Below are 18,921 nucleotides of genomic sequence, written 5' to 3' on the forward strand. Positions count from 1 at the left end.
TAGCCTAGCGCCGCGAGCGGCACAGGCTTTCGATCAGGCTGATCAACGCATCGTGGGTCACAGGCTTGCTGACGTGGGTGCTGAAGCCCGAATCGGCGGTTTTCTTCTGGTCACTGCCGGCCCCGTAGCCCGTCAGCGCGATGGCGGGTACTTGCCTGAGGTGGCCGATCTTGCGCAGCTGTTGCATCAACTCATGGCCGTTCATTTTCGGCATGCCGATGTCCGAGATGATCAGGTCAAACGGCGTGTCGCCCGCTGCCTGCAGCGCCGCGACGGGATCATCGAACGCATTTACCTCGGCGCCTTCCATTTCCAGCAGCATATTCAACACCTCCAGCACATCCGCGGAGTCGTCGACCAGCAACACTTTCACGCCGTTCAGGCGCTCATCCGACGACGCTGCCGAATCGGGGGAAGACGGTCGATCCTGCTGTTCCGACAGCGGCAGCAATATCGAAAAGGTGCAGCCAAAGCCCAACCCTTTGGAGTAGACGCTGACCGTGCCACCGTGGGCTTCCACCAGTTGCCGGACCAGGGACAGGCCGATCCCCAGCCCTTCGCGTTGATGGGTCTGATGCTGGTTTTCCGCCTGCCCGAACAGATCGAAGATCTTCTCCAGGCTGTCTTCTGCGAGCCCGGCGCCACTGTCGATCACGTCCAGCCGCGCGTATCCCTCGGTACGGCTGACCATCAATTGCACACGACCGTCGCTCGGGGTGAATTTCAGCGCATTGTTGACCAGGTTCCAGATCACCTGTTCCAGGCGCGTAGGGTCGGCGTTGACGAACAAGGCTGCTGGAACCGTCGGCTTTTGCAGAGCCACGTGGCAATGATGGCCGTCGGCGAGCACCACCGCGTGAATGTCTTCAAGGGTACGAATCAGGTCAATCGGTCGTTTTTTCAGCTTGAGCTTGCCGGTGCGCACCCTGGCCACGTCCAGCAGGTCGTCGATGATGCGCGCCTGGCTTGAGACCGCCTCGCAGATGGTGTTCACCGCCTTCATGGCCGGGCTGGTGGCCTTGGTCGCCGGCAAACGCCGCAGCAATTCGGCATTGAGCTGGATCAGGTTCAACGGGTGCTTGAGTTCGTGGGACATCACCGCGAAGAACTCATCCTTGAGGTGGCTGTTGGTCTGGGTTTCCATCAAGCGCTGGCTCTGTTCATCCTGGGTGCGCTTGTGGCCGGTAAGGTCACGGGCGATCTTGACGTAGCCCTGCAGGCTGTTGCTGGTCAGTTGAGTGACTTCACCGCTGCAGTAGAAGCGGCTGCCATCCTTGCGCACGTGCCAGCGCTCGTCTTCGCCGCGCCCATGTTCACGGGCGGCGCGCAGTTCGTTTTCCGGAATCCCGGCGGTGCGGTCCTCTGGCGAGAAGATCAAGTCGTAATAGGCGCCCATTACCTCGTCTTTGGTGTAGCCAAAGATCAACTCGGCACCGGTATTCCAATCGGTGATCGCGCCGTGGTCATCCAGAATGATGATGGCAAAATCATGGGTGCTGTCAGCGACCAGGCGCATGCGCTCTTCACCCAGGCGCAATTCTTCTTCGGCCTGGCGCCGCTTGGTGATGTCGATAAAGGTCAGCACCGTGCCATCGATATGGTCTTCGCTGGAGCGGTAGGGCAGCAGGCGCGCGATGTACCAGCGGTCGTCCTTGCTGCTGATTTCGCGCTCGATCATGCTCAGCGACTCGAACACGTTGGTGGCGTCTTCGGTCATTTGCGGGTAGTCGAGGCGATGGGTGATGTCCATCAGCGAGCGCCCGGTGTCCACCGGCAGCATGCTGAAAATATCCGTCGCCCGTGGCGTGAACCAGCGAATGCGCATGTTGCGGTCGACGAAGACCGTGGCGATATCGGTGGAGGCGATCAGGTTGGTCAGGTAGTCATTGACCTTGTCGGTCTCTTCCACTTTGGTCTTGAGTTCAAAGTTGACCGTCAGCAGTTCCTCATTGATCGATTGCAGTTCTTCCTTGCTGGTTTCCAACTCTTCAGTAGCCGAGCGCAACTCTTCGTTGACCGCCTGCATTTCTTCGTTGGAGGCCTTGAGTTCTTCGCTGGAGACCTCGGCCTGCTCGATGGTGTCCTGCAGGTGCAGCTTGGTGCGTTGCAGCTCGCGCTCCAGGTTGCTCATCATCTGATTTTCGGCATGGCCGATGGCAGTGTCTTCGGTGTGCTGCGGGTCGACTTCGCTCTCCTGGAAAATCACCAGCACATAATCGCTTTCGGTGGCATCGTCCTGATAGGGCAGGCCGGTGATATCCACCAGGTAATGTGCGTTGTCGCGCTCGATCCGCACTTTGCGCGACGTCACGGAAAGCCCCGATTGCTGGACTTGGAACAGCGTCGTACGAATGTCCAGGCGCAGGTCGGGGTGCACCAGGGCCAGCAGGTTGCGCGTCATTTCCCCGGCCACATGGCGCAGGAAGCGGCCTGCGCCTTCGCTCATGTGCAGGATATCGGCCTGCATGTCCACGATCACGCTCGGCGGCGCGGCTCTCTCCAGCGCGCGCAGGTGGATATCGGCAAACGACACCTTGTTGGGGATCTTGGCCTGTATGGGGGCGGTCGCGATATTGGGGCGCATATAGCCGCCACGCGGCATGGTCGGGGCGCGCCGCATCGCGGCAGAGCCTGCGCGCACGCGGAAAATCCGGTTGCGCTTGTCCACCGGTACGAACAGGTCCAGGCAGCCGTCGGCAGATTCCGAGGAGCCCAGGAACAGGTAGCCGCCAGGGCGTAGCGCAAAATGGAACATCTGCAGGATGTCGCGCTGCACTTCGCGGTCCAGGTAGATCAACAGGTTGCGGCACACGATCAGGTCAATCTGCGAGAACGGTGGGTCGCTCAGCAGGCTGTGCTTGGCAAACAGCACCTTTTCACGAATCTCCTTGCGCACCCGATAGTGCTGGTTCTTTTCCTTGGCGAAGTACTGCCGCAGGCGCGACGGCGGCACATCGGTAATGATCGCCTCCGGGTACACCCCGTTACGCCCGTGGTTGATCGCACGCTCGTCGATGTCGGTGGCGAACACCTGCATTTTGGCGTCACTGGCGTCCAGCGCCAGTTGTTCGGCGACCAGCATCGCCAGGCTGTAGGCTTCCTCGCCGGTGGAACAACCGGCCGACCAGATACGCACTTCTTCGCGCTTGGGGACGGTGTCTTCCAGTGACTTGACCAGGTTGGGGATCACATCGCGTTCGAGGGCTTCGAAGGCCTCGCGGTCGCGGAAGAAATTGGTCACGCCGATCAGCATGTCACCGAGCAGCGCCTTGGTTTCTTCGGGGTGGCCCTGAAGGTATTCGTAGTAGCTGGCCAGGTCCGGTTGGGCGGTGACCTGCAGGCGCCGCTCGATGCGGCGCAGCACCGTGGCCCGCTTGTAGTGCTTGAAGTCGTGGCCGGTGTTGAGGCGCAGTTGAATCAGGATGTCCAGCAGCAGCTGTTCGGCGACGGCCGCGTCACGCTCGGTGCCGGGCGGTGGTGGTCTTGATCTCGGGGTCATTGGCGGTGGGCAGGATGATGGATTGGGCGTTGCGCCACAGCTCCAGCAGCTTTTGCGGCATCTCCACCACGGGCAGCACCAGGTCGACCATCTGGGTTTCGATGGCGGCCAGTGGCATGCCATCGTATTCCGCGTCTTCCGGCGATTGCACCAGGGTGATGCCGCCTTGTTCCTTGATCCGCGAAACGCCGACTGCGCCGTCCGAACCGGTGCCCGACAGCACCAGGCAAAACGCACGTTCTTTGTGGGTGTCTGCCAGGTCGCGAAAGAACAGGTCGATGGCGATATGCGAGCCGCCTTCGCGCACCGATGGCGATACGGACAAATAGCCATCATTCATCAACAAGTGTTGCGCCGGCGAAATCACGTACACCCGGTTCTTTTCGATGGGCGTCGTTTCGCTGACTTGTATGACTGGCAGACGCGTCGATTCCTGAATGATTTTATCCGCCACGCTTTGATGGTCGGGGGACAGGTGCAGGATCACCACAAAGGCCATGCCGCAGTCTTGGGGCATGTGTTCGAAAAACGCCTTCACCGCCTGCAACCCGCCCGCTGACGCGCCAATGCCCACCACTGGAAAATTCAAGGTGCTGGGGATCAGGTCCTTGCGTTGCGGAACATTGGGCGACCGCGGGGGGGCAGACTTCATAATTACCAACCTTGGTTAACTGCGCAGGGCATGAATTTGGAACGGGGCGAGGAATAAGCCAATAGCGGAATATAGCTGAAAAGCGACCTGTAACAGAACGCTTCGACACTACTCGATACTCCAACGGGCGCTCACCCTAAGGTTGAGGGGGTGTGCCTCGTAAAGGTTTATTCAATCGGACGAGTGGCGAAAATCCGCTGGCACGGTCATCCGATTTTCTGAAAATTGCTCTGAACTATCGTGCTCGGCCGACCCTCGCAACACTAACCACACACAGGAGGGAATCCGATGACTCACTACCCAAAACCACCCTTCAAGCCACAGCAGCAGCCCGTGCCTGGGGACCAGCGCAAGATGGAGCCGATGCCCGATTGCGGTGAGCAAAGCTACAAGGGCTCTGGCCGAATGGCCAACAAGATTGCGCTCATCACCGGTGCCGACAGCGGCATTGGGCGTGCGGTGGCGATTGCGTTTGCCCGCGAAGGTGCGGACGTTGCCGTGTCGTACCTGGACGAGCACGAGGACGCGAAGGAGACCGCGCGCTGGGTCGAGGCGGCGGGGCGTCAATGCTTGTTGTTGCCCGGCGACCTGGGCGACGCAGCGCAGTGCACGGCCATCGTCAACGACACTGTCAAGCAGTTCGGGCGTATCGATGTACTGGTCAATAACGCTGCGTTCCAGATGACCTACCAATCGCTGGAAGACATTCCCGATGAGGACTGGGTCAAGACCTTCAACGTCAACATCACCGCAATGTTCCGCATCTGCAAGGCGGCGCTGCCGCACATGGCCGAGGGCAGTTCGATCATCAACACCTCTTCGGTCAATTCCGACATGCCCAATCCGTCGCTGTTGCCGTATGCGGCCACCAAGGGCGCAATTGCCAACTTCACCGCCGGGCTGGCGCAGATGCTGGGTGAGCGCGGGATCCGCGTGAACAGCGTGGCGCCGGGGCCAATCTGGACGCCGTTGATTGTCTCGACGATGACGGAGGAGATGGTGGAGAACTTCGGTGGCAACACGCCGCTGGGGCGGCCCGGCCAGCCGGTGGAAGTGGCGCCCATTTATGTGCTGCTGGCGTCGGATGAAGGCAGTTATATTTCTGGCGAACGCTATGGCGTGACGGGCGGCAAACCGATCCTTTAAACCCACCAATGCCCCCGGTTGCCGGGGGCATATCTGACTGCCAATGTAGGAGCGAGCATGCTCGCGAAAAACCTCCAGGCGCCGCGTTCATTCTGGCGAAGCGCGGGAGGCCTGAGTCTTTCGCGAGCAAGCTCGCTCCTACAGTGAAAGATTCAGTCTTTTCTGGCGCGATGAATGCGCATCCACTCTCGATAAGCCGCAGTGCGTTGGGCATCGGCGAGTTTCTTCGCCTCGGTGAAGCGCGCCCAGGTCATGGCGTCGCCGCTGTAATGTTCGATGATTTTGTAAGCCTGGGCATCCAATCGATCCGCTTCGTAGAACATCTGGTTGTTCTGCGCGACCTCGTCGTCCCACACCTGCCTGCTTATGTAGTCCAGCACCTGACTGTTCATTGTGTAATGCCCTCTGCCCACTGAATCGCTGCCGCGCCGCACCAGCTCACGTCCGTAATGCCATATTTCTCAGCCATCGGCTTGGAGACCCGCTTTAGGTTGTTTTGCCCGAACCTGGGGATGACCGCCACGCCGGCATCACAACTGGCCCAGTGCCATGCTTCAGCATTGTTCATGCGCGCCGCACGCACGATGAACGACCTGGGCTTGCCGTGAAGCTGATATTTGATGGTGAATAACTCGTTGTTTTTCATGAGGCCTCCCTATGCTCATGAAGTACAGATAATTGACGTCAAAAATAATTCAAAGAAATTGTCAGACAATGGATAAGGTGCACGTGAATTTAATCGTCCACCGTGAAGGTGACCCAGCTTGGCCCTTCAGCCGGGCGCTCCAGTGCCACTATCACGCCACTGACGGAGGTGCCGTCGGGTAAGTTGACGGTGACAAAGTTGGGGTTGCCGGGCCATTGCAGTGGGGTGTCAACATCCAGGCGAACGATGGTTGGCTTGCCGCTGCTGGTCATGTTTATGTCGACGTTTTCGTTCAGGCATTCATCCGCTTCGGTGCCCAGATGGCGCGAAGCCGTGATGACGCTGGCAGCGCCTTGATGGTTGTAAGGCATGATGGAACTCCTTGTGGGAGGGGCGGCTGATGCGCCCCGGTTCTTGTGTGGCAAGCGCCGGCAAATGATCGTTCAATCCAAATGACCGGCTGCTGCTGTCAGTGCTGGTGGGCTGCCTGGGTGGGGTCTTCGATCTGGATGATGTTGCCCTGGCGCCAGGCGTCTGCGCCGGGTGCGATGGGCGGCGCGGCGATATCGGCACGCGCCTGCTTTTCCTTGGCGCTGTCAATACCCAGCCGCTGGTCCCGCTCGGCGACCATCTTCGGGTCAGCCTGGCCGTCGGCGGTGAACCCCATCATCAGTTGCGGCACGCCCAACGGCAGGCGCTTGTTGAGGTCGGTGTGCCAGGTGTGCCAGGTCTTGCCGTAGGTGTGCACCAGTTTTTCCATCAAGGCGTGTTCGGCCACCTGCGGAATACCGGGCGCTACCAGCTGCCCCGATTTCACTTCATGCACATGGCTGTGCCAAAGGGCCTTCTCCGGCGCGGGCAGGCTGTTGAACAGCTGCTCGCTGATGATGTATTCCACGCCCATCAACTTGGCATCCTTGCGGTTGCCGTCGTAGATCACGCACTGGATCACTTCCTCGTTGAGAATCGCGCAGTAGTGATGGGCTTCCATCTGCACGTCGGGATGGCCGTTGTAGAAGTGGAAACCATCGAGGTAGGCATTCAGCGCATCGATGGGCGGGCGCGATTGCAGCAGGGCGGCACCGGCGTCGAGGGTTCGGGTGGTGGCTGATTTGGCGTCACCGGGGGCGACGACATTGGAGGCCGAATCATTGCCGGCGCAGGCGCTCAGCGAGGCAACGCAAAGCGCCAGGCACAGTGGCTGCAGGGCAGGTTGCAGGCGGGTGATAGTCATTGGGGCATCCCTCCATGGGCGGTTGTTGAACCCATCTAGAAAGCCTGTCGAAGTCGGTGTTCAAACGGATTTATGCGCGCGCGCCACGCGCAAGATTTGTTGAACATCCGTTCGACGTGTCGGGTCATTTTTCTATAAGTCTTCAACAGCGCGAATGGAGAGACCCCGGATGCAGCCCCAGCCAAACGATGCTCGACCTGACCACAGCGCCGCGACCGAAGCGGACGCTATTGCCTCATTGCTTGCCCAACTGTTGCTCGCCCGTGGCCCTGGCGGCCAGGAGGATGAAGTGCGCGCCATTTGTCTGGAGCGCCTGCGCCCGCTGTGCGACGAGACCTGGGTAGACCCTGCCGGCAATGTGGTTGGCCTGGTCAAAGGCGCGCAGGATGAGCGCGAGCCGCGGCGGGCGGTGAGGGTCATGGCGCACATGGATGAGGTCGCCATGGTGGTCAAGCATGTCGATACCGACGGTACGTTGCGGGTCACCGCGCTGGGCGGCGCCAACCCGGTGAACTTCGGCATGTGCCCGGTGGACATATTGGGCGATCACCAGACCATTCCCGGTGTGCTGTCGTTTGGCTCGATGCATGCGACCGGCAATGCGCCCCAGGGCGCCGATGTGCAGTCAGGAAACGTGCACTGGAACGACGTGCACGTGATTACCCGTTGCTCGGTCGACACGCTGCGTGAGCACGGTGTACGCCCCGGCAGCCGCGTTGTGCTGAGCCGCCACTGGCGTGCGCCGTTTCGGGTAGGCGATGCGATTGCCGCGCACTTTCTGGATGATCGCGCGCCCATCGCCGCAGCACTCCACAGCGTGCAATGCCTGGATCAGCGCCGCGAGGAACTGGCGTGCGATGTGTACTTTGTCTTCACCACCCTGGAAGAAGAAAGCAACGCCGGTGCGATGTATGCGGCGCAGACCCTGCCGGGCGATACCACCATCGCGCTGGAAGTTGGCCCGGTAATGAGCGAGTACGGCACTCGTCTGGGCGTCGACCCCATCATCAACACGGGTGACCTCAAAGGCTATTACACACGTTGCGTGGTAACCGACCTGGCGGCCGCCGCACAACGCTGCGGTTATACGGCTCAATATGCATTGCTGGTGGACTTTGCCTCGGATGCCAGCGCCGTCATGAGCAATGGCACCTCGGCACGCGGCGGTTGCCTGGCGATCCCAACGGAAAATACCCACGGCTACGAGGTGATTGTGGACGGCGCGATCCAGGCGTGTGCGCTGACATTGGCCGACTACCTTGCAACGTTTTGAACACGGGAGAGCGTCACCATGGACATAGCCGCTTCAACCATCGACTACCTGAAACAACACGAACTCACCCTCACCAGCGCCGAGTCATGTACGGCAGGCAGCATCATCACGCTGCTGTCCCAGGTGCCGGGCGGCGGGTCGTGTATCGAGAGTGGGTATGTCGTGTACTCGCCGCAGGCCAAACAGCGCCTGCTGGGGGTACGCGCCTATACGATTGAAACCTTCAACCTCACCAGTTGTGAAGTCGCGCGCGAGATGGCCGAAGGCGCGATACGTGACAGCTCGGCGCAGGTCGCCGTCGCTACCACCGGCCTGCTGGGCCCGGACGATATGGACGGCATTCCGGCCGGGACCATTTGTTTTGCCTGGGCCTATCGCATCGGCCACAGGTTGAGCCTTTTCAGCCGCAAGGAACGCTTCATGGGTTCCCGTGAGCAGGTGCAACAGGCTGCCGCGCTGCATGCCTTGAAGTGGCTGGCGCCTTTTCACCAGCGGGCATTGGCCGGTGAGCGGGGTTAGCCGCCCGATGCTCCAGGCTGGAGGGCGATTTTCAACAGCAACTCATCGGAGCCAAACGCCTGAGCATCAACCAGGTCGCCGTGATACGTGCGGGTTGGTGCCTTGATCGTAATGCTATGGGCCTTGGTCAATTCTTTCGGCCATGGCCACAGGATGCGCAGCGACAGGCCCTCGCCGGATTCGGTGATCTGGGCCGTGCATTCATGGGACAGCGGGTTCACGCCCAGCAGCGTGTCTTGAAGGTAGTCGATGGTGCAGTGTTGCAAGGGTGTCGCAGTGGAATCGGGCATGGGCAGCCTCGTTGTGTTTTTTCAACCGCATTGCCCCACCGACGTGAGGCGGGAGGTTTTTCGGGAAACCACCATGTCTTCCAGGATTTCCCGCACGAGCCGGTTGATACCTGACTCGCCGTGGTACCGGGCACGGTTGATATTGGCGATGGTGAACTGATTGGCGTCGGGCGCGAGCACAGTGACGGACAAGCTGTTGTCGGGACTGATCGTGCAGGTGACACGGCAATTGCGCAGCCGCTGTGCAAGAGCGTGCTCGATTTGCGCTTTGGTCAACGTGTCCATGGGGTCACCGAATAACAGGCCTGAGCGGATCAAGGTTAGCCCAAATATCCTGTGCGTAAATGCTAGCCAGTTAATGGCAAACCATTCGTCAGCGTTACGGCGTGTGCAGGGAACGTTTGCCTCCGGCCATTGGCCACATGCAGCACAGGCTTCGAATAGATTGAAAGGTGATCTCATGAAAAACTTTTATAAGTGCTTGGGTCTTTGCAGTGTGTTCCTGCTGCACGGCTGTTTCGACAGTTCCGACAACACCACCAAGGACAACACCAGTGGCAGCAAGTCCTCGGTGCAGATGCAGGAAGGCAAGGCCGACGAGAGCAAGTAGGCCCAACTGACCAAATGTGGGAGGGGGCTTGCTCCCGATAGCGGTGTGTCAGTAAATGCATGTGTAACTGACACACCTCCATCGGGGGCAAGCCCCCGCCCACATGTGCTCTACCTATATCGAGGAGACCGTGCTCCGGCTTCGGACTCAGCGCATGTGCAAGATGATCGGACTGCTGCTGGCCGGGTCGGTATGCCCGCGCAGTTTGCTTACCGCTTGGGCGTCGACCGCGCCGCCCTGGTTGCCCCAGGTGCTGCGCATGTAGGTCAGCACTTGAGCGATCTCCTGGTCGGACAGTTGCTCGCGGAACGCCGGCATGCGGTAGGCATCCGGCAGGCCGGCGGCCACCACGCGTTGCGAGCCGTTGAGGGTGATGTTGATCGCCGAGGCGCTTTCCTTGGCCAGGGCAGAGGTGGCGCCGGCCAGCGGCGGCATCCAGTCTGGCTGGCCCTTGCCGTCCAGACCATGGCAGGAGGCGCAGCGCGTCGCGTAGGTGTGGGCGCCGGGGACGTCCTGCCGCGCATTGGCGGCCACGTCCTGATACTGCCAGGGTGTGCCGTCGCGCTGCGGGTCGCCGGGCAGGGATTTGAGGTAGCGGGCGATGGCGGCCAGGTCATCGTCAGCCATGAACTGTGTGGAGTTGTTGAACGCTTCGGTCATCGAACCGTAGACCACCGCATGCTGGTTGCGCCCGGTCTTGAGGAACTGCACGATCTGCGCCTCGCTCCAGCGGCCCAGGCCGGTGTTGGGGTCTTGGCGCAGGCTGGGCGCATACCAGCCATCGAGCAGCGCACCGGCCAGGAACGGCGCGCCGGACTGGTCCAGGGCCTTCTCATTGAAGGCCAGGCCGCGCGGCGTATGGCAGCTGCCGCAGTGACCAGGGCCCTGGACGATGTAGGCGCCACGGTTCCACAGCGCGTCCTGGCTGGGGTTGGCCGCGTAGGCGGCGGTGGGCGCGAACACGCCGTTCCACAGGGCGATGGGCCAACGCAGGTTGAGCGGCCAGGGAATGTCGCTGGGAATGTTCGGTTCGCTGGCTGGCTGCACGCCTTTCATGAAGAACGCATAGAGCGCTTTTATGTCGTCATCGCTGAGCTTGACGTAAGACGGGTAGGGCATGGCCGGGTACAACCGGCGTCCGCCCGGCGCCACGCCGTGGCGTACGGCACGGTCGAAGTCGGCCAGGCTGTAGTTGCCCACACCATGCTCACGGTCGGGGGTGATGTTGGTGGCGTGAATCGCCCCCAGCGGCGTGGCCATTTCCAGGCCACCGGCAAACGGCGCTTTGCCCGGCAGGCTGTGGCAGGCCACGCAGTCGCTCAGACGCGCGACATACTCTCCGCGGCTGACCAGTGCCGGGTCGAAACTGGCGGTTTTTTCTGCGGCGAAGGGTGAGGCGGGCTCGCGGGTGACGTACCAGGCCAACAGGCCTGCGACGACCAGGCAGGGCAGCGCCAGCCAGCCTGCGGTTCTTGCGAATCGGCGGTTGTTCATGGGCGTTCCCTGTGGGTTAACTGAAGGTGTAGCGGCTCAACGGCAAGCTGCGGATGCGCTGGCCGGTCAACTGTGCCACCGCGTTGGCCACTGCTGGCGCCACGGCGGGCAACGGTGGTTCGCCGATACCGCCCATCTTTTCGCCGCTCTCGACGATCTTCACGTGTACCCGCGCCATCCGCGACGGCGGCAGGATCGGGTAAAGGTCGTAGTTGCGCGCACGTGGCTTACCGTCCACGTAGACCGCTTCCTCCAGCAAGGTTTGCGACAAGCCCAGGGCCACGGCACCGTTGACCTGGGCTTCAATGATCGCCGGGTTGACGATGCTGCCCGGGTCGATGGCCTGCCAGATGTCGTGCACCTTGACCTGGCCATTGTCGATCGACACTTCGGCGATCACCGCCGCGTGGGAGCCAAACGGCGAGGCCATGGCCAGACCACGCGCGCGTCGGCTGCCGTCTTCAGCGGTAAATGGCCCGCGCTTCCAGCCGCCGGACAGCTCACCCACCGCTTGCAGCAGGGTGGTCAGCCGCGCGTTGTCGCGCAACAGGTGCAGGCGCAGTTCGTACGGGTCGTGGCCGCCTTTGTCCGCCAGTTCATCCAGAAACGCTTCGTAGAAGAAGTCGTTCAGCGAATTGCCCACCGAACGCCAGTAACCGAGCATGGCCGGGCCTTTGACGTAGATCTGTGCGATGCGCTTGTTAGGGATCGCATAACTTTTGCCCGACAGGCCTTCGAGGGCAGTGGGGTCGAGGGCGTCGCCCTGTTTGCCGGCAATCGCTTCGGTGGGACCTTCGGTGGCGCTTATCGCTTCGATGGCCACCGGCAGGCCTTTGTCGTCCAGCGCGGCGCGGAACTTGACCACCGCGACCGGGCGCAGCACGTCGCGCACGAACTCTTCCTCACGGCTCCAGATCAGCTTGACCGGGCGCCCGACGGCCTTGGCCAAGGCGATCGCCTGCGGATACGGATTGGCCGAGTCATACAGGAAATGCCGACCGAAGAAACCGCCCAGCAGCGGAGAGTGCAGGGTGATTTGCTCGACGGCCAGGCCGGTGCGCTTGGCGATGTCGGCGCGGAACATATCCGGCGCCTGGTTCGGCAGCCACACCTCCAGGGTGCCGTCGGGGTTGTAGCGCGCCAGCGCCGAAGGCGGCTCCAGCTGGGCGTGGTTGAGGTATTGGTTGTGGTAGGTGGCGTCGACGCGGGTTTTGGCGCTGGCCAAGGTGGCGGCTACGTCACCCTCGTTTTCGTCGTCGCGGGCCGGGCCTTGCTGGGCGGCGAGAAAGTCGCGGTATTTGTCGCTGGAAAAGTCCGCTGGCATCGTGCGCACGCTGGAGTCGGCGGCGGCTTCGAGCCATTCCACCTGAATCGCTTCAACGGCGCGCTTGGCGTGCCACCAGCGTTCGGCAACCACCGCCACGGCGCCGGGCAGGGTATGAACCGAATGCACGCCTTTCATGGCCTCGACCTGGGCCTGGTTGCGCAAGCTGCCCACCGTCATGCCCAGGCGCGGCGCGTGCTGCACGGCGGCGTGGAGCATGCCGTCGACTTTAAGGTCGATGCTGTACTGCGCCTTGCCGGTGGATTTGTCGTAGGCGTCCAGGCGTTTGACTGGCTTGCCGATCCAGCGGAACTGGCTCGGGTCGCGCAGGGTGATAGTGGCCGGGTCGGGCACCGGCATGTCCAGGGCGCGAGCGGCCAACTCGCCGTAACCCAGCGATCGGCCGGAGGCGGTGTGCACTACGCGGCCAGGCTGGGTGGTCAATTGCGTCACCGGCACACCGAGCTGTTCGGCGGCGGCCTGCATCAGCATGGCGCGGGCGAGGGCGCCGAGGCGCCGCATGGTCGGGTAGCTCATGCGCACCGACATACTGCCGCCGGTAATGCGCAAGCCATTTTCCATCACCACATAAGCTTCACCGGGCGGGGCGGCTTCGACCACGAACGTGGCGGGGTCGGCATCCAGCTCCTCGCCGATGATCTGCGCCATGGCCGTGTGCGTGCCCTGGCCGCCTTCCATGAAGGGGCTCAGCAGGCGCACGCTGCCGTCCGGACGAATTTCCAGAAACGCCGGCACCTGGGTCCCGCGCTCGGCGGCGGCGCCCGTGGCAGCCTGCACCCGGGACGTGCCCAGCGGCAGGCCGAAGCCGATCACCAGCGCACCCACGGCGGTACTCGCCAAAAAGCGCCGGCGCGACAGGTTGATCGGCTCGTCCAGGGTCACGCCGGGAAGGATTTCGGAAGTGTTCATCAAACGCGCTCCTTGCCGGCGGCCAGGTCATCCATGGCGGCATGGATGGCGTTGTAGGTGCCACAGCGGCACAGGTTGATCATCGCCGCGTTGATTTGATCTTTGGTCGGCGCAGGGGTGTGCTTGAGCAGCGCCGTGGCCGCCATCACCTGCCCGGACTGGCAGTAACCGCATTGCGCCACCTGGCGCTCGACCCAGGCCGCGACCACACGCTTGCCCACGTCATCGCTTTCGATGGCCTCGATGGTGGTGATCTCGCGACCAACCAGCGCCGCCACCGGCGTTACGCATGAGCGCACCACGTTGCCGTCCACCAGCACCGAACACGCGCCGCACTGGGCCAGGCCGCAGCCGTACTTGGTGCCGGTCAGGCCCAGGTCGTCGCGGATCACCCACAGCAACGGCGTGTCGGCGTCGGCATCGACCTGATAGGCCTGTTGGTTAATACGTAATTCCATGGCGGCTCACCTGCTGATCATCGGTTGGTGGTGCTGAGTTCTTATAGAGGGGTGCGACCGCAGGTCGCCCATCGTGGAACTCTAGCCCACCGCGCAAGGGCCATCTATGCAATAGCCCGCAAGTTCAGAGGATCAGGCAAGTAATCGACAGGATTGGGTCACTGTGAAGGGCGCAAGCCTTCGCCTGCCGCCGTGCGAATGCCTTCGAGCAGCATGGTGAACGCCGGGTTGTCGTTGTGCTCGCGCCAGATCAGGTGCAGTTCGCTCTGCGCGCCTTCGCCCAAGTCAATATCGTGAAACACCACATTTTTGAACACCACGCTGCTGGCGCAACGCGGCACCAGCGCCAGGCCCATGCCGGCGTTCACCAAAGCGAGGATGGTCAGGGACGAACCCAGCCACTGCACATACTGTGGGGCGACGCGTGCTGAGCGCAGCAGCCCGGTGAGCAATTCGTTGAACGGCGGGTAGGCCGAATGGGCGTACATCAGGAACGGTTGCGCGTCGAGGTCCTGCACGCTGACGGTCTCTGCCTGGGCCAGCCGATGACTGCTCGGAACCGCCAGCACGAACGGCTCGCGCACCAGGCATTCGGTCGCGTAGCCAGGCTCCAGCAGCGGTGCGCGGACGATGCCCAGGTCGATGCGCCGGGCGCGCAGGGCTTCGTATTGCTGGTAGGTGTTCATCTCGGACAGGTCGATCCTGACGTGAGGCTGTTTGAGCCGCGCCTCGGCAATCACCTTGGGCAAGAACTCATACACCGCACTGCCGACGAAGCTGATATTGACCGTACCGATATCGCCCTCGGCGAAGCGCCGCGCGGTCACCGCCGCTTGCTGGGCAAGCTCCAGCAGGTTCTGCGCCTCGACGAAAAAAGCCCGCCCGGCGGCGGTCAGGGCAACGCTGCGGGTGGTGCGGGTAAACAGCTCCACGCCCAAGTGATGCTCCAGCAACTGGATCTGCCGGCTGAGGGGTGGCTGAGTCATGTTCAGCCGTTCGGCCGCCCGCCGAAAATTCAATTCGGTGGCCACGGTGATGAAGCAGCGCAGTTGCGTCAGTTCGAACATTGATCCAAATCCCGTATCAATCGCATGCCAGGTTAGATTAGACGGGAACAATCCCTGGCGTCCATCATCGGCCTGTCCCTAAAAAAACAATGAATGGGAGTTGCCCGTGGATACCCTCCAGAACCTGCCAGACCCGAGCGCGCTTGCCCGCGCTGCTGCCAAGGTCAAGCGCCATGTGCTGCCGTTATTCGTGGTGATGTTCATCGTCAATTACATCGACCGCGTCAATATCGGCTTCGTGCGCAGCCACATGGAAACCGACCTGGGCATTGGTGCGGCGGCCTATGGCTTGGGCGCCGGGTTGTTCTTCATCGGTTATGCCATCTTTGAAGTACCGTCCAACCTGTTGCTGCAACGCTACGGCGCACGGGCGTGGTTGACACGCATCATGTTCACTTGGGGCGCGGCGGCGATGGGCATGGCGTTTGTGCAGGGGGAAACCAGCTTCTACGTGTTGCGCTTTATCCTCGGCGCCGCCGAAGCCGGCTTCTTTCCCGGCATCATTTATTACTTCACCCAGTGGCTACCGGCCAGCGAACGCGGCAAGGCCATGGCGGTGTTCCTCAGTGGTTCGGCGATTGCCTCGGTGATCTCCGGGCCGGTGTCGGGGGCGTTGCTTAACGTTAACGGGTTCAGCCTGCATGGCTGGCAATGGATGTTCCTGATCGAAGGCTTCGCCTCCATCGTGCTCTGCGGGTTCGTGTGGTTCTGGTTGCAGTCCCATCCCCATCAGGCCAAGTGGCTGAGTGACGCGGAAAAACACGCGCTGGTCAGTGCCATCGCGCTGGAGCAGCAGGCGCGCGAGGCGAGCCAGTGCGTGCGGCCGTCGGTGTTCAAATTGCTGGCCGACAAACAGATCGCCCTGTTCTGTTTTATCTACTTTTCCATCGCCCTGACCATCTACGGTGCCACCTTCTGGCTGCCGAGCATGATCAAGAAAATGGGCAACCTGGGCGACTTCCAGGTGGGCTTGTTCAACGCCATTCCGTGGTTGATTTCGATTGTCGCCATGTACGGTTTCGCCTCGCTGGCCAGCAAGTGGAAGCACCAGCAGGCCTGGGTGTCACTGATGCTGGTGATCGCCGCGTTCGGCATGTTCATGTCCACCACGGGCGGGCCGGTGTTTGCGTTCGTCGCCATCTGTTTTGCCGCGATTGGCTTCAAGGCCGCGTCGGCGCTGTTCTGGCCGATTCCCCAGGGTTACCTGGACGCGCGCATCGCGGCGGCGGTGATTGCCCTGATCAATTCGGTGGGCAATCTGGGCGGTTTCGTTGCGCCCACCACCTTCGGTTTGCTGGAGCAGACCACGGGCTCCATCGAGGGCGGCCTGTACGGCCTGGCAGCCACTTCGCTGGTGGCGGCGGTGCTGGTGTTTTTTGCCCGCACCGCGCCACGCAGCGGTAAACCGCCCACCTCAGCCACTGCGCCACACACTTTGCATGCCGATACACAGGGAGCCGTCTCTTGAAAATCATCCGTGTCACCGTCACCCCGATTGCCTTTCGCGACCCGCCGCTGCTGAACGCCAGCGGCATCCACGAGCCTTTCGCGCTGCGCTCGATCATCGAGATCGAAAGCGACACCGGCTACATCGGCCTCGGCGAGAGCTATGGCGACGCCCCGGCGCTGGCGATCCAGCAGCAGGTCCAGCAACAACTGATCGGCCTGGACCCTTTCGACCTCAATGGTCTGCGTGCAATCGTGAAGGCCACCGTGGCCGCGCATAAGCCGCTGAGCATTGCCGGTGCGGAACTGGCACCGGGCTCCCATGCCAGCAAAGCGGTGAGCAATGCCTATTCGGCGTTTGAAGTGGCGTTTCTCGATCTGCAGGCGCATGCGCTGAATGTGCCGCTGGTGGACCTGCTCGGCGGCGCGATTCGCGACCAGATCCCGTTCAGTGCCTACCTGTTTTTCAAGTACGCCCAGCACATCGATTCGCCCTACAAGCCCGACAGCTGGGGCGAAGCCCTCACCGAAGCGCAGATCGTCGCCCAGGCACGGCGCATGCTCGAAACCTACGGCTTCAAAAGCATCAAGCTCAAGGCCGGTGCCCTGGAGCCCGAGCATGAGGTGCGGTGCATCAAGGCGCTGAAAAAGGCGTTCCCGGGCGTGCCGTTGCGCATCGACCCGAACGGCAACTGGTCGATGCACACCTCGATTCGCATGGCCGAACTGCTCGGCGACGATCTGCAATATTACGAGGACCCGACACCGGGCCTGGACGGCATGGCCGAGCTGCACAAACGCACCGGCTTGCCTCTGGCGACCAATATGGTGGTCACCGACTTTGATGAGTTTCGCCGCAGTGTGGGGATGGGCAGCGTGCAGATCGTGCTCGCCGACCATCATTACTGGGGCGGCCTGCGCGACACCCAAGTGCTGGCGAAGATGTGCGACACCTTTGGCCTGGGCGTGTCGATGCACTCCAACTCACACTTGGGCATCAGCCTGATGGCCATGGCTCACGTAGCGGCGTCGGTGCCCAACCTCGACTATGCGTGCGACACCCATTACCCCTGGCAGGAGCCGGACGAAGAAGTGATCAAGGGCGGCAAGCTGCCTATCGTCGACGGCTGCGTGCGCATCACCCGCGCACCGGGGCTGGGCCTGGAGCTCGACCACGATCAGTTGGGCAAGCTGCATGATCAATACCTCAGTTGCGGTATCCGTCAACGCGATGACGTGAAACAGATGCAGCGCTATCAACCGGATTGGAAAACCGTCAAGCCACGTTTCTAAAAGCGGGTCGCTTCATTTGCCCGGTGGCGCATTAGCGTGGGTCACCGGGCTTTTTTTGCGCCACCTCAGCCGACGTATCGAAACCCTGCGGCCAACTGCGCCTTTAAAAAAGTCACCAGCGCACTCACCGACTTGGGCACATGGGGCGAATACGGGCGGATCAGGTAGATCTCATCGGCAAACGCGCCCTTGAGTGTCCAGCCCTTCAACACCTGCACCAGCTTGCCCTCGGCCAGCGCCGCGTGGGCGCTGAAGTCCGGCAGCAGCGCGACGCCCAGGTGGTTGAGCGCCGCGTCGCGCAGGGCTTCGCTGTTGTTGGTGGCGAAGCTGCCGGCGATGGGGACGGTCAGGCGCTCGATGTGTTTGCTGCCGCGCTCGAAGGTCCAGGCCGGCTGGTCGCCGCCGCGTGGGTAAAACAGACAGTTGTGGGCTGATAAGTCGCTCGGCTCGCGGGGTTCGCCTTGGCGCTGCAGGTAATCGCGGGTGGCGACCAGCACCGAAGCGGTGTCGCAGAGCTTCCAGGCCACGTGGGTCTCGGGAATCTGGAAACCATGGCGCACGGCCAGGTCGTAACCTTCGGCCGCCAGTGAACTCAAGGCGTCGGACACGTCCAGCTGGATCCGCACCTGCGGGTATTGCCGAAGAAACTGCGGCAGGTGCGGCACCAGCTGTTGCCGGGCGAACGCCACCGGGGCGGTCAGCCGGACCAGGCCACGGATTTCCCCGGCCGAGTCGCGCACCGATGAGAAGCTGCGGGCGATGTGTTCGTAGGCGCTGCGCACCTCACGGGTCAACGACAGCCCGGCGTCGGTCAGGCGTACGCTGCGCGTGGTGCGCGTCACCAGCCGGGTGCCGGTGGCCTTTTCCAGCTCGGAAATACGCTGGCTCACCGCCGACTTGCTCACACCAAGGCGCGCGGCGGCGGCGGTGTAGGTGCCTTGTTCTTCCAGCACCGACAGCCAATGGATGTGGGTCCACAGCCCTTCGATCTCAGCTTTGTCCATGGGGTATTGTTCGCCTGAGTGCACAATAAGTTCAGG

17 protein-coding genes and 1 pseudogene are annotated in these 18,921 nt (G+C 62.1%); 6 read left to right on the forward strand and 12 right to left on the reverse strand.

The features are described 5' to 3' along the window. Positions 1 to 4: 4 nt before the first annotated feature. Positions 5 to 4,151: pseudogene (locus QF045_RS13150) on the reverse strand (CheR family methyltransferase). A gap of 288 nt (positions 4,152 to 4,439) precedes the next feature. On the opposite strand from QF045_RS13150, the gene QF045_RS13155 reads away from it, so the two are divergent. Beyond that, the gene (locus tag QF045_RS13155; RefSeq protein WP_306492560.1) at positions 4,440 to 5,297 is read left to right on the forward strand and encodes an SDR family oxidoreductase; all 858 of its coding nucleotides are present in this window, start codon (positions 4,440 to 4,442) and stop codon (positions 5,295 to 5,297) included. Between the two features lie 152 nt (positions 5,298 to 5,449). On the opposite strand, the gene QF045_RS13160 is transcribed toward QF045_RS13155, so the two are convergent. The 4 genes from QF045_RS13160 to QF045_RS13175 all read right to left on the reverse strand — a co-directional run bounded on the left by QF045_RS13160 (position 5,450) and on the right by QF045_RS13175 (position 7,177). Beyond that, a complete protein-coding gene (locus QF045_RS13160; protein ID WP_306492561.1) occupies positions 5,450 to 5,689 on the reverse strand; it encodes a hypothetical protein in 240 nt (79 codons plus the stop codon). After that, positions 5,686 to 5,943 (reverse strand): DUF6555 family protein, encoded by a 258-nt coding sequence (locus QF045_RS13165; protein ID WP_306492562.1) that lies wholly within the window; start codon positions 5,941 to 5,943, stop codon positions 5,686 to 5,688. The genes QF045_RS13160 and QF045_RS13165 overlap by 4 nt, the downstream gene beginning before the upstream one ends. A gap of 89 nt (positions 5,944 to 6,032) precedes the next feature. Further along, a complete protein-coding gene (locus tag QF045_RS13170) occupies positions 6,033 to 6,314 on the reverse strand; it encodes a hypothetical protein (protein ID WP_306492563.1) in 282 nt (93 codons plus the stop codon). A gap of 98 nt (positions 6,315 to 6,412) precedes the next feature. Then, positions 6,413 to 7,177, reverse strand: a complete 765-nt coding sequence (locus tag QF045_RS13175) for an OBAP family protein (protein WP_306492564.1) — start codon at positions 7,175 to 7,177, stop codon at positions 6,413 to 6,415. 169 nt (positions 7,178 to 7,346) lie between these two features. Here QF045_RS13175 and QF045_RS13180 point away from each other — a divergent pair, with 169 nt between their 5' ends. Both QF045_RS13180 and QF045_RS13185 read left to right on the forward strand, forming a co-directional pair. Next, positions 7,347 to 8,450 (forward strand): M42 family peptidase, encoded by a 1,104-nt coding sequence (locus QF045_RS13180; protein WP_306492565.1) that lies wholly within the window; start codon positions 7,347 to 7,349, stop codon positions 8,448 to 8,450. Between the two features lie 18 nt (positions 8,451 to 8,468). Beyond that, positions 8,469 to 8,969 carry a CinA family protein gene (locus QF045_RS13185; RefSeq protein WP_306492566.1) on the forward strand — a complete coding sequence of 167 codons (501 nt, stop codon included), beginning with the start codon at positions 8,469 to 8,471 and terminating at the stop codon, positions 8,967 to 8,969. On the opposite strand, the gene QF045_RS13190 is transcribed toward QF045_RS13185, so the two are convergent. Next, positions 8,966 to 9,259 carry a hypothetical protein gene (locus QF045_RS13190; RefSeq protein ID WP_306492567.1) on the reverse strand — a complete coding sequence of 98 codons (294 nt, stop codon included), beginning with the start codon at positions 9,257 to 9,259 and terminating at the stop codon, positions 8,966 to 8,968. The genes QF045_RS13185 and QF045_RS13190 overlap by 4 nt on opposite strands. Positions 9,260 to 9,280: 21 nt before the next feature. After that, positions 9,281 to 9,544, reverse strand: coding sequence for a hypothetical protein (locus tag QF045_RS13195; RefSeq protein ID WP_306492568.1), 264 nt, complete (start codon positions 9,542 to 9,544; stop codon positions 9,281 to 9,283). Between the two features lie 175 nt (positions 9,545 to 9,719). On the opposite strand from QF045_RS13195, the gene QF045_RS13200 reads away from it, so the two are divergent. After that, on the forward strand, positions 9,720 to 9,869 hold the full coding sequence (locus tag QF045_RS13200) for a hypothetical protein (protein ID WP_306492569.1): 150 nt from the start codon (positions 9,720 to 9,722) through the stop codon (positions 9,867 to 9,869). Between the two features lie 147 nt (positions 9,870 to 10,016). On the opposite strand, the gene QF045_RS13205 is transcribed toward QF045_RS13200, so the two are convergent. The 4 genes from QF045_RS13205 to QF045_RS13220 all read right to left on the reverse strand — a co-directional run bounded on the left by QF045_RS13205 (position 10,017) and on the right by QF045_RS13220 (position 15,142). Further along, positions 10,017 to 11,363, reverse strand: a complete 1,347-nt coding sequence (locus QF045_RS13205; RefSeq protein WP_306492570.1) for a cytochrome c — start codon at positions 11,361 to 11,363, stop codon at positions 10,017 to 10,019. Between the two features lie 16 nt (positions 11,364 to 11,379). After that, positions 11,380 to 13,617: a molybdopterin cofactor-binding domain-containing protein gene (locus tag QF045_RS13210; protein WP_306492571.1), complete on the reverse strand. Its 2,238-nt coding sequence runs from the start codon at positions 13,615 to 13,617 to the stop codon at positions 11,380 to 11,382. Further along, positions 13,617 to 14,075 (reverse strand): (2Fe-2S)-binding protein, encoded by a 459-nt coding sequence (locus QF045_RS13215; protein ID WP_306492572.1) that lies wholly within the window; start codon positions 14,073 to 14,075, stop codon positions 13,617 to 13,619. The genes QF045_RS13210 and QF045_RS13215 overlap by 1 nt, the downstream gene beginning before the upstream one ends. Before the next feature lie 158 nt (positions 14,076 to 14,233). Continuing rightward, entirely contained in the window at positions 14,234 to 15,142 is a 909-nt protein-coding gene (locus tag QF045_RS13220; RefSeq protein WP_306492573.1) for a LysR family transcriptional regulator, read from the reverse strand. A gap of 106 nt (positions 15,143 to 15,248) precedes the next feature. Between QF045_RS13220 and QF045_RS13225 the strand changes: the two genes are divergently transcribed. Both QF045_RS13225 and QF045_RS13230 read left to right on the forward strand, forming a co-directional pair. After that, positions 15,249 to 16,610, forward strand: coding sequence for an MFS transporter (locus QF045_RS13225; RefSeq protein ID WP_306492574.1), 1,362 nt, complete (start codon positions 15,249 to 15,251; stop codon positions 16,608 to 16,610). Further along, a complete protein-coding gene (locus tag QF045_RS13230) occupies positions 16,607 to 17,881 on the forward strand; it encodes a glucarate dehydratase family protein (protein ID WP_306492575.1) in 1,275 nt (424 codons plus the stop codon). Before QF045_RS13225 ends, QF045_RS13230 begins: the two co-directional genes overlap by 4 nt. Before the next feature lie 65 nt (positions 17,882 to 17,946). Here QF045_RS13230 and QF045_RS13235 read toward each other — a convergent pair whose 3' ends face one another. Next, on the reverse strand, positions 17,947 to 18,885 hold the full coding sequence (locus QF045_RS13235; RefSeq protein WP_306492576.1) for a LysR family transcriptional regulator: 939 nt from the start codon (positions 18,883 to 18,885) through the stop codon (positions 17,947 to 17,949). Positions 18,886 to 18,921: the final 36 nt, after the last annotated feature.

The organism is Pseudomonas sp. W4I3 (assembly GCF_030816195.1).
Lineage (GTDB): Bacteria > Pseudomonadota > Gammaproteobacteria > Pseudomonadales > Pseudomonadaceae > Aquipseudomonas.

Bases quoted from the DNA above. Each gene is read 5' to 3' on its own strand.
- QF045_RS13220 (WP_306492573.1), bottom strand. From the start codon at position 15,142: ATGTTCGAACTGACGCAACTGCGCTGCTTCATCACCGTGGCCACCGAA.
- QF045_RS13200 (WP_306492569.1), top strand. From the start codon at position 9,720: ATGAAAAACTTTTATAAGTGCTTGGGTCTTTGCAGTGTGTTCCTGCTG.
- QF045_RS13190 (WP_306492567.1), bottom strand. From the start codon at position 9,259: ATGCCCGATTCCACTGCGACACCCTTGCAACACTGCACCATCGACTAC.
- QF045_RS13210 (WP_306492571.1), bottom strand. From the start codon at position 13,617: ATGAACACTTCCGAAATCCTTCCCGGCGTGACCCTGGACGAGCCGATC.
- QF045_RS13155 (WP_306492560.1), top strand. From the start codon at position 4,440: ATGACTCACTACCCAAAACCACCCTTCAAGCCACAGCAGCAGCCCGTG.
- QF045_RS13205 (WP_306492570.1), bottom strand. From the start codon at position 11,363: ATGAACAACCGCCGATTCGCAAGAACCGCAGGCTGGCTGGCGCTGCCC.
- QF045_RS13175 (WP_306492564.1), bottom strand. From the start codon at position 7,177: ATGACTATCACCCGCCTGCAACCTGCCCTGCAGCCACTGTGCCTGGCG.
- QF045_RS13215 (WP_306492572.1), bottom strand. From the start codon at position 14,075: ATGGAATTACGTATTAACCAACAGGCCTATCAGGTCGATGCCGACGCC.
- QF045_RS13195 (WP_306492568.1), bottom strand. From the start codon at position 9,544: ATGGACACGTTGACCAAAGCGCAAATCGAGCACGCTCTTGCACAGCGG.
- QF045_RS13185 (WP_306492566.1), top strand. From the start codon at position 8,469: ATGGACATAGCCGCTTCAACCATCGACTACCTGAAACAACACGAACTC.
- QF045_RS13170 (WP_306492563.1), bottom strand. From the start codon at position 6,314: ATGCCTTACAACCATCAAGGCGCTGCCAGCGTCATCACGGCTTCGCGC.
- QF045_RS13160 (WP_306492561.1), bottom strand. From the start codon at position 5,689: ATGAACAGTCAGGTGCTGGACTACATAAGCAGGCAGGTGTGGGACGAC.
- QF045_RS13165 (WP_306492562.1), bottom strand. From the start codon at position 5,943: ATGAAAAACAACGAGTTATTCACCATCAAATATCAGCTTCACGGCAAG.
- QF045_RS13180 (WP_306492565.1), top strand. From the start codon at position 7,347: ATGCAGCCCCAGCCAAACGATGCTCGACCTGACCACAGCGCCGCGACC.
- QF045_RS13235 (WP_306492576.1), bottom strand. From the start codon at position 18,885: ATGGACAAAGCTGAGATCGAAGGGCTGTGGACCCACATCCATTGGCTG.